General features: G+C 35.4%; 11 protein-coding genes. All 11 read left to right on the top strand.

Features of this window, described 5'->3' with window-relative positions:
* Positions 1-2911: cell wall-binding repeat-containing protein (locus AB8S09_RS15085; protein WP_369869456.1), on the top strand; the 2911-nt coding region annotated here is incomplete at its 5' end.
* A 290-nt stretch (positions 2912-3201) separates the two neighbouring features.
* The gene (locus AB8S09_RS15090; protein WP_369869457.1) at positions 3202-7242 is read left to right on the top strand and encodes a hypothetical protein; all 4041 of its coding nucleotides are present in this window, start codon (positions 3202-3204) and stop codon (positions 7240-7242) included.
* A gap of 399 nt (positions 7243-7641) precedes the next feature.
* Positions 7642-7890 (top strand): hypothetical protein, encoded by a 249-nt coding sequence (locus tag AB8S09_RS15095; protein WP_369869458.1) that lies wholly within the window; start codon positions 7642-7644, stop codon positions 7888-7890.
* Positions 7891-8050: 160 nt separating this feature from the next.
* The gene (locus AB8S09_RS15100; RefSeq protein WP_369869459.1) at positions 8051-8647 is read left to right on the top strand and encodes an Ig-like domain-containing protein; all 597 of its coding nucleotides are present in this window, start codon (positions 8051-8053) and stop codon (positions 8645-8647) included.
* Between the two features lie 129 nt (positions 8648-8776).
* The gene (locus AB8S09_RS15105; protein WP_369869460.1) at positions 8777-9598 is read left to right on the top strand and encodes an SLAP domain-containing protein; all 822 of its coding nucleotides are present in this window, start codon (positions 8777-8779) and stop codon (positions 9596-9598) included.
* Between the two features lie 194 nt (positions 9599-9792).
* Entirely contained in the window at positions 9793-13110 is a 3318-nt protein-coding gene (locus tag AB8S09_RS15110; protein ID WP_369869461.1) for a cell wall-binding repeat-containing protein, read from the top strand.
* Between the two features lie 598 nt (positions 13111-13708).
* Complete coding sequence (locus AB8S09_RS15115) at positions 13709-13867, top strand: hypothetical protein (RefSeq protein ID WP_369869462.1); 159 nt, start codon at positions 13709-13711, stop codon at positions 13865-13867.
* Between the two features lie 417 nt (positions 13868-14284).
* Positions 14285-14674 carry a transcriptional regulator gene (locus AB8S09_RS15120; protein ID WP_369869463.1) on the top strand — a complete coding sequence of 130 codons (390 nt, stop codon included), beginning with the start codon at positions 14285-14287 and terminating at the stop codon, positions 14672-14674.
* Positions 14675-14891: 217 nt separating this feature from the next.
* A complete protein-coding gene (locus AB8S09_RS15125) occupies positions 14892-15392 on the top strand; it encodes an RpnC/YadD family protein (RefSeq protein WP_369869464.1) in 501 nt (166 codons plus the stop codon).
* A gap of 241 nt (positions 15393-15633) precedes the next feature.
* Positions 15634-15993: a cell wall-binding repeat-containing protein gene (locus tag AB8S09_RS15130; protein ID WP_369869465.1), complete on the top strand. Its 360-nt coding sequence runs from the start codon at positions 15634-15636 to the stop codon at positions 15991-15993.
* A gap of 4 nt (positions 15994-15997) precedes the next feature.
* On the top strand, positions 15998-16215 hold a 218-nt coding region (locus AB8S09_RS15135), incomplete at its 3' end, for a cell wall-binding repeat-containing protein (RefSeq protein ID WP_369869467.1).

Raw genomic sequence — 16215 nt, forward strand, 5'->3', positions numbered from 1 at the left:
AGATGCGCTGGTAGCTTCCGCAGTAGCAGGAAAGTATTCCGCACCGCTAGTATTAGTGGACAAAGATCCTTCAGGATCAACAACTAATCCAAATGCAACAGACAATGCAATAGCTTACTTGAAAGACAACACTACTTCCAGCACTGATTTCCAGGTAATTGGAGGAACAGGAGTTGTTTCCGAGAATACTGTAGAAGCAATTGATGATATTTATAATAATCCAAGTCCAGAGGGAGAAGTTAAATCCATAGAAACTAATGGATTAAATGAGATAAAGGTTGTATTCAATCAGGAAGTTGATTCAGATACAGCTGAGGATATAACAAATTACAAAGTTGATGGAACAACTTTAAATGACAAGGGAACCAAGGATAATGACGCGGATCCTGATGAAAATAGTGCAAAAGCAGTACTTCAGGATGACAACAAAACAGTTGTTATAAAATTGGCAAAGGCTCAAAAACAATCAGATGATATAGATGTAACAGTTAAAAAGGGAATACTTACTGCAGACAAGTCAAGCACTGTTCCAGAATATACAGATACTGTAACATTTAGTGATACAACTATACCTACAGTTGATTCAGTAGAAGTAAAAGGAAATAAAAAGCTAACTGTTAAATTCTCAGAGCCAATAAATGTTGGCAAAAAGGCAGATGCCAGTGGAGTACAGAGTAAATTCAAGATAGACGGAAAAACTCTTTCATCCTATGGATTGAATTATGATTATAGTGAAGCATCGGATTATATCAAAGATGTTGACGGAAATTATTGGACAGATGAAGTGGACTATTATTTTGACACAGCACTTGATTCTGGAAGCAAGACTTTAAAAGTTTCGGAAGGAGATAAAGAATTATTTGCAGACGCAGCAGGATTCCCTATTGCAGAAACTACAGAGACTTTTGATGTTGATACATTGACTTCAACACCGGAAATCAAGAGCATAACTGCGAGTGATGATGGAAAAGTCAAGATAAATTTTGACAGGCCGATGGATCCCAAAACAGCAACTAAGATAGGAAATTATGAAATAAATGATGGAAATGTCAATATAGATAAGGATCCTGAACTTAAAGAAGGAGACACTCAGGTAAAACTTACTGTTACTGGTCTTAACAAAGGCTCAAATAAATTATATATCGACGATAATGTAAAAGATGCTTATGGAAACAACATTGAAGAAGACACTTATGAATCCTTTGAACTTGAAGAGGATACAACAAAACCTTCTGTAACTTCTGTATATGCTCTTGACGATGATACAATCAGAGTTAGATTCAGCAAAGATGTGGATTCGGATTATGCTACAAATACATCAAACTATAAACTGAGAGATAGTGATGGTACAGATATAACTGATGAAATAGATAAAATCATTCCTGCAGGAGACTCTGGTGCAAGCACGGCAGATGTATTTGATATAAATTTGAAGTCTGGAAAAAAATTAACTGATTCAAAATACACTATAAGAATAGAAAACATTCAGGACAAGGCTTCTACACCAAATGTAATAGACACATATGAAGATACATTTGACGGTTCTGATGAAGTAAATGCAAAAGTAGAAGGAGTTTATGCGGTTTCAGGAAGTAACGGGAAGAAAATTGCAGTTGTATTCAACAAGGAAATGGATGCATCCACATTAACTGATACCGACAATTATGAATATGTAAATGCAAAGGGAGATACAAAGACTCTTCCAAGCAGTGCCGACATAACTAGCAATGATGACAAGAGTGCAACTATTGATCTGGATGACACTTCTTTGACTACTGATGAAGGTTCAGGAAAAGCTGATGAGAATATCATAACAGCTATATATGCAACGGGAGTTAAAGATGCCAATGGAAACAGCTTGCAGACAGGAAGGGATGGAGCTGATATAACTACACCAACAGGTGTTACAAAAGCTAAAGCTAATTCTCTTAAAGTTTACTATGAAGACAATGATGATGACTTGAAGGTTGATGTGATTTTTGAAACACCAATTGATTCGGATACTTTGGAGGCCTCAGATTTTACATTTGGTACAGTTAAAGCAGATTCGGCAAAACCTGATGGCAAGATAGTAACTCTTACATTTAAGAGCAATGATGATGACAAAAATGCGGATACAAATATAAACAAGATAAAGGCATTGGGCAATGGTGCAGTATTGACTATAAAAGCAGATAGTGCTACTAAGGATGTAAGCGGACAGTCAGTTACTACAGCTGATGCTTCAGGTGACAAACCTTATTTCTATGAAGCAGCACCTAGATTAGTTACTGTTGACAGAGATAGTAAGGATGATCCAGCAACAAACTGGAGTGCAGGACTTCAAAGTGATGGCAGCGCAATTGTATCTGTTAAGTTTGATACACCAATTGATGGCAACAGCGTAAATGCATCAGACTTCAAATTCAACATAGGCGGAACAACTATAAATGCTGATTCTGCAAAGGTAGATGAAAATGATGCACGTACAGTTAATTTTAAATTCAACAGTAACAACAAAAATATAAAAGAATTTAATGATGCTGAGACAATAAAGGTTACTCCACAATCAACTGTTAAGATCTCCGCGGAAAAGGATGCAAATGATGAGTATGCATACTATGTTCCAACAGATGACGATTATAAGGGTATTATTGTTACTATAGATAATAATGGAGAAAATCCAAACCCTGGAGAAGAAGTACCTGGAGCAACAGTAACTGCAGATTATGATGGTGATCTGTTTGCTACAAAAATATCAGTTAAGCTTGATGGAGTAAATGATGCAACAAACGCAGCAAAATATGTTGTAAAATATGATGGACAGACAGCTTCTTTTAAAGAAAATCAAAGTGCATATGTTATAGTTGTTGATGGAAATGTAGATCAAGCTACTGCACAGAATAAAGTTACAGTTGAGAAAGCAGAATAATTAAATTTACTTGATATATTAATTTTAGACTTCAACATTGAAAATTTTTCAATGTTGAAGTCTAACTAAAAATAAAGGGGATTATTTTATTTTAAGGTACGGGAAAATTCATACATAGGTTAGTTTGTATGTTATACTTTTAAAAGCTTTTACTAAAATACTGAATGAAGTAGTACTGAAGAATAGTCTTAATTATGAGAAGCTAATAAATCCCCGATGGTGAAAATGATTTTTATGTAATGAATATACAGTAATTATAGATTCCAATATTTAGGGAGGTTTTATAAATTATGAATAACTCTAAAAAGTTATTGGCAGTCCTCTCGACAGCAGCAATATCAACTATTATTGCTTCTGCAGTGGCAACTCCTGCATCTGCAAAAATGGCTTCTGTCCTTTTAAGGGATGCATCAGGAAAAATATATGAATATAACTATAAGGACTTACAAGATTCTTTTGCGGGCGGAACAGCATTATATGATGACTTTAAGGCTGTTAAAGATGCTGGTGCACAGGTTATTTCTTACTATGATGATGTGCAAAATGGATTTGTATCACGTAGTACAATACTGGATGCTTGGGGAGATGCCGGAGATGACTTCAATCCTCAGACAGCTACTGAAACGTTGACTACGACACCTGTTGAAGGTACTATATATGAAAGAGTTGAAAACCCAGATGGAACAGTAAGCGAGCAGCCAAAACAACAAGGTGTTGAAGTAAGTTCAGTAAGTGCTATTAATTCTACAAGCATACAATTAACAGTACCATCAACAGTACAAGAATCTGACTTATTGGGGAAGCAAATAACACTTACAGCTGACAATGAAAACTTGACAGCAACATATTCAGATTCAAGTCTTACAGAAGATGGTAAGGCTAATTTTGTATTAGATGATGGAAATGAATTAACAGATGCTGCTGAATATACAGTAAGTTCAGATTGGGCAAGCTTTACAACGAATAAGTTTGTAGCTAAAGTTGAAACACCATATATTAAGACAATAAATGTTTCCACAACTGGAATTCCAGCTGCAGGTACAGGTGACGTGCACTTTACAGCAAAGAATCAATATGGAGAAGATTTAGGTTTAACTGCTGAAAATACTACTGACCTTAATGTTAAAGGTACATTAAATGGAGTACCATTAATGACGAATGAAATTGATGATGCTGATAAAGCAAGTGGAACCATAAAAATTAACAAACCTTTAACAGAGGGAGATAAAGTATCTTTAACATTTACAAATACAATAAATGGAGATGCTGGGGTTGAAATAGGAACAGCTCAATATACTGTGGTTAAAGCAGAAGATCCAGTTCCAACGACAATTTCAGATATAACTGCAACAAAGAATAATGCAGTAGCTAAAGAGGTATTGCCGGATGATAAAATAACTTTATCAACTGTGGTTAAAAATCAGTTTAATAATCCTATAGATATTCCTAATGTACGTTGGATAGTTGAAGATGGAATTGATTTAATAACTCCGGATGATGGTAACCCAATTGATGAAAGCGGTATAGCAGATGCAAATGGCTCTTTTAAATTTACAGCTAAAAAGGCAGGAAATTTAAAAATTTCTGCATATTTACCAAACGGGCAAAAATCAACTTATGAAGTTCAGATAGGAGCTAAGACATTAACTGACTTAACTGTAAATTCTGAAAATACATCAGGGGATAATCAGGATACAATAATTGTCGGAAGTGTTAAACCAAATGATGGAGCAAATTTAACACCAGATCAAATTAAATTTGATGTTAAAGCGACTAAAACTTCAGTAGATGTTACTCCAGCTGACGTTCAGGTTACTGCTAAATTAAGAGGTGGAGACGATGCTGATACTAAGGATGATATAGTAATAGCTGTTAAATCAACAAAACCAGGAAAATACACAATAACTCCATATGTAGGAGAATCATTAGAAAAAGCTACTGCAAAAGCGGCTGGTTTTGATGTAACAACTACAATAGATCAAAATGTAGCTAGTATAGATGACATAACATTTGACCCTGCTGAATTAAAGACAGGCACAGATGTTGTAAAAGATGTAACGTTCAGAAATAAATATGGTGAAGCTGTTTTAGTAGATCCGTTAGATGCAGTTGTAACTCCAGAAGGTTCATTGACTGGAAAAGTTACAATAGATGGAACTAAGAATATATTGACATTATCAAATGCATCAGCAGGTTCATATCAAGTAACAATAGCAGAGGGTTCGGCACTTAAATCGTATACTTTGAAATTTACAGCACCAACATTTACAAAAATTGATGCAGGTGCCGATATAACAGGAGTAGTTGCAGGAGATCCAGCTACTAAAGCTAAGGATCAGGCAGTCAAATTTTTAGATCAGGACGGAAAGGATATGCCTGTTAAGGCATCAGATTTACATGTATCTGTAACTGGACCAACTGGGCAACCAATTGATAATGCAAGTGATTTAGTTAAATTGGCAGCTGATTATGGATTCAATGATGCTGGTGAAGATCAATTTGATGAAGCAAGGGGAGATGAAATAGTAAAAGGTTTTAGAGTTCAGCCAGTTCAATCATTGACACAAGGTGTTTATACAGTTAAGATTGCAAATGCTGATGGTAATATAGCTGATACATTTACCGTAACAGTTGGAGCTGCTAGAGTAGCTAAAACTGTAGATGTGACTCCAGGTGCAACAAATGTTGCATTAAATGGACAAACTAAAGTTAAAATAGTTCCAAAAGACCAATATGGTGAGTTCATAGCAAATGGTACTGGAGTAACTTTAGAAGTTGATGCTGGAGATCATTTTACAAAGAATGATGTAACACCAATAAACAAAGATGGTGGGACTGTTGATGATACTCATCCAGTAGCAGCTTATGAAATAACATTAACAGGAACTACAAAAGGATCAAATGATATTGTTGTTAATGTTAAGAACGGTGACAAAGTTCTTGCCACCAATAAAGTAAGCATGACAGTTGATTCAGTAGCAAATTTAATTGATAGTGTAGCTGTAGATACTACTGATATAAAATCAGTATATTCAACTGAAGCTGAAGATCCAGCTGATATTACATTAAAAGCCATAGCTAAAGATGCTAACGGAGTAGTAGTTCCAGTAAGCAATAATGATTTATCATGGACTATAAAATCAGTAACGGGTAAAGTTGGAGAAGCTGATGCTACAGTTTCAAATGTTGGAACATTAGGATTAAATAATGGAGTATATACACCAGTTCAAAACTTTAAAGGAACTGTTACGATTGAAGTTAGAACTGCAAATATGAAAGTTGGAGAAGTAACTTTAAATCTTGACCCAGCAGCAGCAATAGCTAAAACAGGAACAACTAAAGTTGTGAATACTGTAGATAAACCATTAGATGCTGATACTACTAAAGATGGTATCCAAATAGCATTGGATAATGATGCTAAAGACGGAGAAGCTGATGGAGCAATAGTACTAAAATTAAGTGCTGCTGATCAATATGGCAATCCAATTGATACAGTAGATATAACTGACAGCAACGTAATTTTATCAGTTGATGACAGTTCAGTAGTAAAAGCAGAAAAATCTCCTGAAGCAGAAACAATCACATTAACAGCTAAATCAGCTGGAACAGCTAATGTTTATGTACAATATAATGGAGATACAATTACAATACCTGTATCAGTAAATCAGGAAGCAGCTGAGGCTGCTGAAGCTGCTAAGCCAATAGGTGTAGTTTTAACAACAGAAGAAACATTTAAAGGAGCAGCAGCAGTACCTGGAATAAGTCAAGTATCTACTATTAAGGTAACAGCAGGAGCATCTGCAGCAGGAAATTTAACAGTTGCAGGAGTTACAGTACCGGTTACAGCAGATGATGATACTCCAGCTGAAGTTGCATCAAAGATAGAAACTGCATTTGCCGATAATTCAGGTTGGACAGTAACAGCAAATGATGATACTTTGACATTTACTGCAAAGACACAAACTGCAAATACTACAATAGCAGTAGATGCCGCTGGAACGGGTGTAACTTTTGATGGACCAAATGATACTACAAATGGAGTAGCACCAGTAGATGAAGTTAAAGAAGTGGATACAACTACTGTAACTTCAGGAGCTCAAAAATCAGCAGATATTACGGTTAATGTTTCAGACGAAACCATAGATAAAGATGTAACATTATCAGTTTCAGCTGGAGATACTGCAGAGCAGGTAGCTGAAAAGATCAAAACAGCTTTAGCTGCTGATGAAACAATTACCAATTCTTATGATGTTTCAGGATCTGGCGCTAATGTAGTGCTGACTCAAAAGGGTTCAGGCAGTGATGTTGACTTACAGGTAACCTTAAAATAGATTAACAATAAAGCAGGTGTAGGATAACTCAAGCAGTTATCCTGCTCTTGTTTATATAAATATAAGTAAGTTCATATCAAAAAAATTAATTTAATATCTTAAATAATATTCACATATCAAAGGACTATTTGATAAAATAATAATTCATCAAAGGTCCTTTTTTAACTACAATTATAATGTAAAGTCTATGTTAAGTCATTATAGAGTTAGTGGTAATGGAGGTAATATAAGGATACTTGTCATTCTGAAGAATTTGTGCGACAATGATAAAATCAAGTAAGATTATTGTGCGGGGTGTAAGTATAATGAATAGACAGACAAAAATAATAGCTATTGGTGGGATATTACTGCTGCCAGAAATACAGCCTTAATAAAAGAATACAAAAGTCTGATAACATTATGAAGGATAAGGGTATAAAGCAGAATAATCCAGATAACTTCATAGTTCAGGGCATGATGAAAAATGATAATGATCTGGAATACGCATATATAAGTCATAATGGTGATGAAACTGTAATGTTGAATTTGAAGTTCAAAAAAGGGATACAGAATAAGGACAAATATGTAAAATTGAGTAGATATATGAAGAAAGTCAGGGCAGAATATAAAGGTAAAAACGTGAATGCAACTATGATTGTTGATAATTGAAAGCCTGAATAGTTTTCATGGATCTGGGGGTAAAATATGGTTTATTCCTGCTGTTTTAATTTTTTGAACAATATTTTAACATTATGTGTTATAATCTTTTATTAATTCACCATTAGTAATATAATCTAATAGATGTAGTATATTAGGAGAGTGAATTAATATGAAGAAGAACATTAAATGGATTATTTTATGTATTTTTGTAATAGTTGTAGCTGTAGGGCTGGTTTATAAATATAAAGATTATACCTATAACAAGAAGATATCGGAGGAGAAGAAACAGGAACTTAAAACACAGCAAAATGTAGTTGACAGGTCGCCTTCTCTTAAAGTGGGAGATTCTCAGACATTGAATTTGCCATCTGCAGATGTTTCCAACAAGAAATTTAAATGGAGCTCTAGCGATCCATCTGTTGCAGCTGTGGACGGAAATGGTACTGTAAAGGCAGTAAAAAATGGTAGTACTGTGATAACAGCTGTTGCAGCAAATGGCAAAAAAGAGTCTTATACGGTGAAAATTAAAGGCGATTCTGCTAAATCGGGTTTTAATGTGGCTACGGAATACAGTCCCGATTTATTTGCAACTAGGATTATTATCACTTTAAATGAAGTGAAATCAGCTGATTTGAATAAATATGTTGTTAAATATGCTGGAACTCAGGTTAAGCTGTATCCAGAAAAAAATTCCTTTAGAATAGTTGTAGATGGAAATGTAAATGCATCTACTGCAAGATCAAAAGTTTCAGTCAGTAAGAAATAATATGTTGTATATTGTTGATATAATATACAAATATGGTATTGCTGTGTGGTATACTGTATTTAAAATGAAGATTTTCGTGTAAAACCGAAAATCAACATTAATTGTGAATTGAATAATGGAGGTATAATATTGAAAGAAAAAAATAGCGTAAAAACTAAATTGTCACTGCTTGAGAAACAGGATATTATAGCGTCAGATGTCCAAAAGGAAATTTTAAATGATGAAATAGCTGCTCTTCCTCCTATAAAGGAAAATGATATAAATATATCTACGATTTATGCCTTTGAAGATAGTGAGAACATAGAGACTAAAGTTTATTTTAGAAATGGTCTCCACAGGAAAGTGAATTTTGAGTACCTGCCTTTAAGTCTTTTGAATTCAAAAGGTCAGGTAATTGGAAAAAAAGTATTTGATCTTACCGGTATAGGAGATTTGGATTATGGTGTCGCAAGACCCTGGAAACTCTTGTTTGAGAAGTCCAAAGTTGATATGGACAAGTTTTCTCCTAAAGGTTGCCGTGTGGTTTTTGATGGTGGGCTGAAAGCTGTGAAATATGCACCCATTACCCTTGATGAAACTTCTGTAGAAGATGGAAAATATGTACCAATGTTCAAAACATTCATGGAGAGTCTTCCAAAAGTACAGCGTGAAAGTGTGGCTATATCCAAATTTAAGATTGCAATTCAGAAGCCGGGTAAAATTATAGTTACTCTTTTAATTAGAAATGGTTGCAGAAAGTCTGTTAAGCTTGATAAGCTGCCTATTACTATAAGGGATGAAAAAAATACTGTTGTGGCATCTTCAAACTTTGATACAAAAGGACTGGAAGTGGGTCCAATGAAGGCGAGAGTCTGCAATTTTATATTTGGTACGAATTTAAACATAGACAATACTGTTGTGATGGATAACTGGAATGTAGATTTTTCTCCGAATGTTATTAGGATGTCATAGTCTTTAGGGGACTGACCCCCGCCCATTTATTGGGCGGGGGTCAGTCCCCTTAGCAATTATTGGAAAAGAAGTGCTGAAATACCGCTTTTTTCTTTTTGCTTGATATATGAATGTATATTTGACTCTTATATAAATTCAAGCTATGTGGTACAATATTCATATAATGTTAAAAAAGACTGGAGGTAGTAAATTTTATGAATAGGAATATCATAAAGGTTATAGGCGGTACTGCCGTATTTTCTCTTATAATATCTGCAGCTGCCCCTGTAGTCACTGTAAAGGCTTCAGAAAATGAATTCAGTCAGTTGGGTGGAGCTGATGTTTATGAAACTGCAGTGGCGGTTTCTGGATCCAATTGGACTAGCAGTGACAATGTCATCCTTGTGTCAAGTGATGGATATGCGGATTCAATAAGTGCAGCTGTCCTTTCAAAAAAGCTCAATGTGCCTATTCTTTTGACTGGCAGTTCGGAATTAAGCAGCGTTACAAGTGATGAAATAAGCAGGTTAAATGTGAAAAACATATATATAATAGGTGGAGAAGGAGTCATTTCTAATGGCATAAGATCCGGACTGAAAAGTAAAGGTTATAATTTGATTGAACTTTCGGGAAAAAACAGATATGATACCAATACGGCTGTGGCAAAAAAGCTTGTTGAGCTTGGCATGGATCCTTCCAGTGTGATGATGACGGGCGGAGAAGGATTTTCAGATGCACTTTCTGCGGCACCAGTAGCTTCTGCTAAGGATGAAATACTTCTTCTTGGTGGAAATAATATTAACAGTATGGCATCTGTAGTCGATTTTGTAAAGGATAATGAATCCAAGGTTACAGTTATAGGTACGAATAATCTTATAAATGACAGCACTTATAAAACCCTTGGGGCAGTTCAAAGAATAAACGGGGGAAAGGATAGGTTTGAAACGAATTTAAATATACTTAAAGCTTTTTCTGATGTTTTGAAATCGGAGAGAATATATGTAGCCAATGCATCTGGAGACAGATATGCTGATTCACTTATAGCAGCTTCTATTGCAGGTATAAATTCGTCTCCATTGGTGTTAATAAGCGGAGAGGGTGAATCTCAAACAGAGAGTGCACTGGATTATATTAAGTCAAAGTCTGCTTCAGATACGGCATTGAATGTAATTTCGGAGAATGGCGTTATTTCCGATAGTACCATTTCGGATATTAAAAATGCGGCACAGGGAGTTGTTAATGACAGTAATACGGTGAAATCTGTAGCTACAGTTGGGCTGAATCAGGTAAAGGTCACTTTTAATACCGTTGTAGATGAAAATTCTGCTGAAAGAGCTGCAAATTATGAGATTGATGGTTCAAGTCTCGGCTCTGAGGCAAAGACACAGGCGTCGGCATATCGCCAGGATGACGGTAGAAGCGTTGTGATAACTTTTAGAAATCCGTTTAAACAGGGAGAAAAAGTTACATTTGGTGTTAAAAATTCTGTAGCTACTGAAGATTCTAATGACAATATAGATAAGTATGAAAAAGATGTTGTTTTCCAGGAATCCGGATATCCGTCACTTCAGTCTGTAACGGCTGTCGGGGGCAATAAACTTCAGGTTAGATTTTCAGAACCTATTAGAATGAAAGAAAGCGATTATTCTTCAATGAAGATAAACAGAAAAAGCATTTTAAATTATGGGCTTGATAAATCTTATACTGAGATGAAAAATCAATCTGGTGACTGGGCTGACGGAGTGGATTTTTATTTTAATTCACCTTTGCCTATAGGAGACAATACATTCAGCATATCAGCCGGAACTTCTGGAAGTAAATTTGATAATGGGGCGAATATACCAATCCAGGATCAGTCAAAAAGTTTCACTGTTCAGTCTGTATCCGGGAGGCCGCAGGTTCAAAGTGTTACCAGCAATAATTCTGGTGTTTTGTATGTACATTTTGATAGGGCTATGGACAAGCAAACTGCACTTGAACCCAGTAACTATAAAATAAATGATACTACGGTAAATGTGGATTCCTCTTATGTTACTTTTGATTCTGGCTCAGGAGATAAGACGGTTAAAATACAGAAAGTTGCAAGCATGTTTAAGCAGGGAGTTAATTCAGTTACCGTAGATGATGATGTGGAGGATACTTTTGGGAATTCGGTCTCTAAAACAACATCCACTCTTTATTATGGAAATGATACTGAAAAGCCTACAGTTAGTTCTGCTAATATATTGAATGAAAATACCATACGTGTGAAGTTTAGCAAGGATGTTTTGAGAAGTTATGCGACAAATAAGGGAAATTATAGAGTTACAGATTCCAGTGGTACTGATATAAGTTATAAAATTGATGAGGTAAATACTGTTACTGTAGACGGTAACAATAACAGGACATTTGATATCAAATTTGATGAAGACACATTGAGGGATTCTAGTTATACTTTATATGTGGAAAATATAATAGATACCCAGGCAAAACCGAATTTGATGGAACCCTACAGTACGGTTATTTCAGGGACGGATGATGAACAGGTAAAGGTTACCCAAATAGTTAGAAGATTTGATAATAGTCATGCTGTTGCTATATTTTTCAATAAAACTATGGATGATGCTTCTATTTCAAATCCGTCAAATTATGTCTTCGAGGATGGAACAGGTGAAATAAGGGATATTCCAGGCAGTGCTATTGTAACTCCAGCATATGATGATAAAAGCGTTACTGTTGAGTTTTCTTCAAAGTATACCATAGGAAGCGGCTCTACTGCCTCAAGTGTAATAAGAGTTGGAGTAAGGGATGTGGTAGATAAGGATGGAAACAGGATCCAGCGTGGTTCATATGTGGGAAATATAGATATGGAAAGCAGTAATGGTCCTAAACTGATACCTGATACTGCCAGGATGACTTTTGTTGGCAGTGATATAAATGTAAAAATTTCTCTTTCTGAATCTCTCGATATTATGGATTTAAATGACTTCAGGGTAGATGGGTACAAACCTGATGCTGGAAATACCAATGGAAATGATGTTATTCTCATATATAAATCTGGAGTTGATGATAATGAAAAAATAGATGCCATAAGGGAATGTGGTGAAAGTACGAATGTAAGTGTAGTAAGCACAAATTCCCTTGATTCTGCGGGTCGAAATATAAGAACAGGTTCTACTAAGGTCTATATACCTCCTATGACAAAATCTGATAATTTTAGTGTACTTGATTCTTCTTCTGGATCGGATACTATAAAAATAGCTTTCAATCAGGACATAGATGATGATATACAGAACTACTACAGTGACGATTTTGTGTTTGTAAACCAGTCCGCTGATAAAAAAATCACTCCAAGCTCTGTAAGTATAGATGAGAAATATGTGGTTTATAAATTTGCTGCTTCTTCTTTTGACAAAGGTGATACCATCAAGATTTTTGCGAATGATGATGCCGCAAAAATAAACATAAGAAGTGAAAAGCATAATGATTCAGGTTACACTACTTATTCGCCTATAAGGGAAGATTTGGTCGGATATATAATTACTGCAAAATAGGGGTCTGTCCCCCACCCAAATATTGTTATGGGGTCTGACCCCATAACAATATCTGGAAAAGAAGTGCTATTTTAGTGCTTCTTTTCCTTAGCACATGAAAGACTTAATAAAATATCACCATTTAAAAGGTAGTATTCAAGATTTCTACCGACATAGGTAGAATAGACCGCTGCGTGGTGGCGGACAAATTATGAACAGCACAAAAAGAATCGTCAGAAATGGCGGTTCTTTTTACGTGCACCCAGCCCAATCATGGGCGGCAGCTTGATGGGGCTAGATAGTAGCAGTTATTAGCTAAAGGCAAGGGTGTCCGTTGTGAAACTGAATCTGAAGGAAGTTGGGAGCAAAGTCTCGGCCTGAGGAATACAAACTACATACAAGGCTGAAATGTGCTAGGTAAGTTTGCGTAACAAAACGAAGCCCTAAACTATCTGAAACAGGTAGTGTAAATGTAGCAGATATGTGGAGGGAAAGTAAGCGTTCTTACCTGGGGAGATCTGATAGATATGTTATTGATATGAATTTAGAAATAACACCCCATACAGAAATGTATGACTGAACTATCAGAAGCCATAGTACATTGTAAAACGTGTAAGCATTGGAAAGACTGAACAGTATGAAGCTTTTAAAAATTAAAAAAACAAAGAAATACGTAGAAAGCAGACAACTTTATATTGAAGACTGTTTTCATGAAGATAAAGTGAAATTTGAAGATATGAGAATTTGTGAACACAAGAAAGAACTATTGGCGTACTGACAAAAGCTCTATTTTCTTTGTGTCTATAACTAATCTTAAGTTTGAAAAAGCCTGGTTAGTACCTTTACTTAAAAAATATACATAAGTATGTTAATTCTATTAAATCGTCATATACAGAATGGTATGCAATGATACGAATAGTATGTATGGTAGTAATGATACGTATGATTGATGTGAAGGTATACTAAATAAATTATTTAGCTCTTACTTGATTATTAAGTCTTAATCTGTAAAAAATGATAAAAATCCTAGAAGCATATTATAAGAAGATCTATTTACTTGATTTTAAGTATGTACAATATCAGAATTTTGATTGTATGGTTATATAGAGCTCAATACTGAATTTCAATAATTGCCATGAATATGCTTTATTATAATTTAATATAAGGTGTAAAATAAGGGTGGGGGTGAGTATAGATGGCATTTACGATGAAACAAATTGACGGCATAACAGTTATCAATAACAGCGGTAAGGTTGTCTTTCATGCTAAGTATAATCCGAGATTTAATGGAGATAGTACTTTTTTAAAAGATCCCGGTAAGAACCTTTTTGAACTGTATCCTGGGCTCCAGCCTGAAGATAGCACCTTGATTGAATGTGTAAAAAGTGGGAAACGTATTTACCGTGAAGATCAGAAATTTTACGATTGTAACGGTAATTTAATTAATACTGACAATGTGACTCTGCCTATTGTAAAGGGTGGCAAGGTGGTTGGGGCAATTGAGTTGTCCAGGGATATTACTTCTATTAATGATCTGGCTGGTGACTGCAGTGATGAAGTCAGTGTGGGGCATAAAGACGGGTAAAAGGGGGTCAGTCCCCCTTCCTTTTTCTGCCAAAAAAGATTATCAGATTTACAGGTTTAAATGTGATTTTCACCTCCAGGAATTATTTCTACTCACAGATATTTTTAGTAAATTCAGCATCCTGCTTTTATTACACTGTAGATTATTATAAGATGTTTTGATAAAATAAAAATAGAAATATATAATAAGTTGTATAGGAACAGATATTCTGGAAAATATGGTATCTACTGTATTTCTATTGGATAAAGAGATAAGCAGGGAAGATTTGATAAGGAGACTCAGGCTGACAGTCTATGCTCTTAAAAAGATAACACCGGAACAATTTGATATACTTAAAACCTGGCTTAAAGGCATAATGAAGCCAAAGTTAGATGAAAAATCCAGAGCTGAGGTAGAGGAAATATTGGAAAAGGCCAGTCAGAGGGAGGTGAATTCCATGGTATCCAATTTGGGCAAAACTATAGAGAATATTGTGAGAGAGGGTAAAACGAAGGGTCTGGAAGAAGGCAGGAAACAAGGTATAAAAGAAGGTAGAAAAGATGGATTGCTTCAGGGATTGGAAAAGTTATTGGGTATTAAATTTTCTGATACTTCCTGTATTAGCAGAATAAGAAAGATAGAAGATGAAGATGTATTGAGTTCTGTGTTTGAAGATGCAGTTAAGAGCAATTCCATTGGAGAGTTTGAAGAAAAATTGAGGCGGAGAAAATTAAATTAATGATAGTATTGGTTGATTTCCGGATAAAACCGGAAATCTTTATTTTTCAAGCTGGGGACTGACCCCCTGACAAAAAATGTCAGGGGGTCAGTCCCCGTGACAGTTATTGGAAAAGAAGCGCTGAAATAGCACTCCTTTTCCTTTTGCTTATATATGGATATGTATTTGACTCTTATATAAATCCAAGCCATATGGTACAATATTCATATAATGCTAAAAAGGACTGGAGGTAGTAAATTTTATGAATAAAAATACCGTGAAAACTATAGGCGGCACTGCTGTATTTTCTCTTATAATATCTGCAGCTGTCCCTGTAATTCCTGTAAAAGCTTCAGAAAATCAGCTTGTTCAGCTGGGGGGCACAGATAGCTATGAAACTGCGGCCGCTGTTGCAGACTCTAATTGGACTAGCAGTGATAATGTGATACTCGTATCCAGCGAAGGTTATGCAGATGCTATTAGTGCAGTGGTGCTTTCAAAACAGTTAAACGCACCGATACTTTTAACTGGAAGTTCCAGTTTAAACAGTACTACAAGTGATGAAATAAGTAAATTGAAACCAAAGAATATATATAATAGGTGGAGAATCGGTAATATCTGAGAGTGTGAGGACACAGCTGAGAAACAGTAATTATAATCTGGTTGAACTTTCCGGTAAAAACAGGTATGAGACCAATGCCGCTGTGGCAGGAGAACTTGTAAATCTTGGAGTGGATCCCTCAGATGTCATGATGGTAGGTGGAAGTGGATTCTCAGATGCTCTTTCTGCAGCACCGGCAGCAGCTGCAAAAGGACAGATATTATTACTGGCAAGCAACGACCA

Source organism: Clostridium lapidicellarium, assembly GCF_041224415.1.
Lineage (GTDB): Bacteria > Bacillota > Clostridia > Clostridiales > Clostridiaceae > Clostridium_B > Clostridium_B lapidicellarium.

Bases quoted from the DNA above. Each gene is read 5' to 3' on its own strand.
- AB8S09_RS15090 (WP_369869457.1), top strand. From the start codon at position 3,202: ATGAATAACTCTAAAAAGTTATTGGCAGTCCTCTCGACAGCAGCAATA.
- AB8S09_RS15095 (WP_369869458.1), top strand. From the start codon at position 7,642: ATGAAGGATAAGGGTATAAAGCAGAATAATCCAGATAACTTCATAGTT.
- AB8S09_RS15100 (WP_369869459.1), top strand. From the start codon at position 8,051: ATGAAGAAGAACATTAAATGGATTATTTTATGTATTTTTGTAATAGTT.
- AB8S09_RS15110 (WP_369869461.1), top strand. From the start codon at position 9,793: ATGAATAGGAATATCATAAAGGTTATAGGCGGTACTGCCGTATTTTCT.
- AB8S09_RS15120 (WP_369869463.1), top strand. From the start codon at position 14,285: ATGGCATTTACGATGAAACAAATTGACGGCATAACAGTTATCAATAAC.
- AB8S09_RS15125 (WP_369869464.1), top strand. From the start codon at position 14,892: ATGGTATCTACTGTATTTCTATTGGATAAAGAGATAAGCAGGGAAGAT.
- AB8S09_RS15130 (WP_369869465.1), top strand. From the start codon at position 15,634: ATGAATAAAAATACCGTGAAAACTATAGGCGGCACTGCTGTATTTTCT.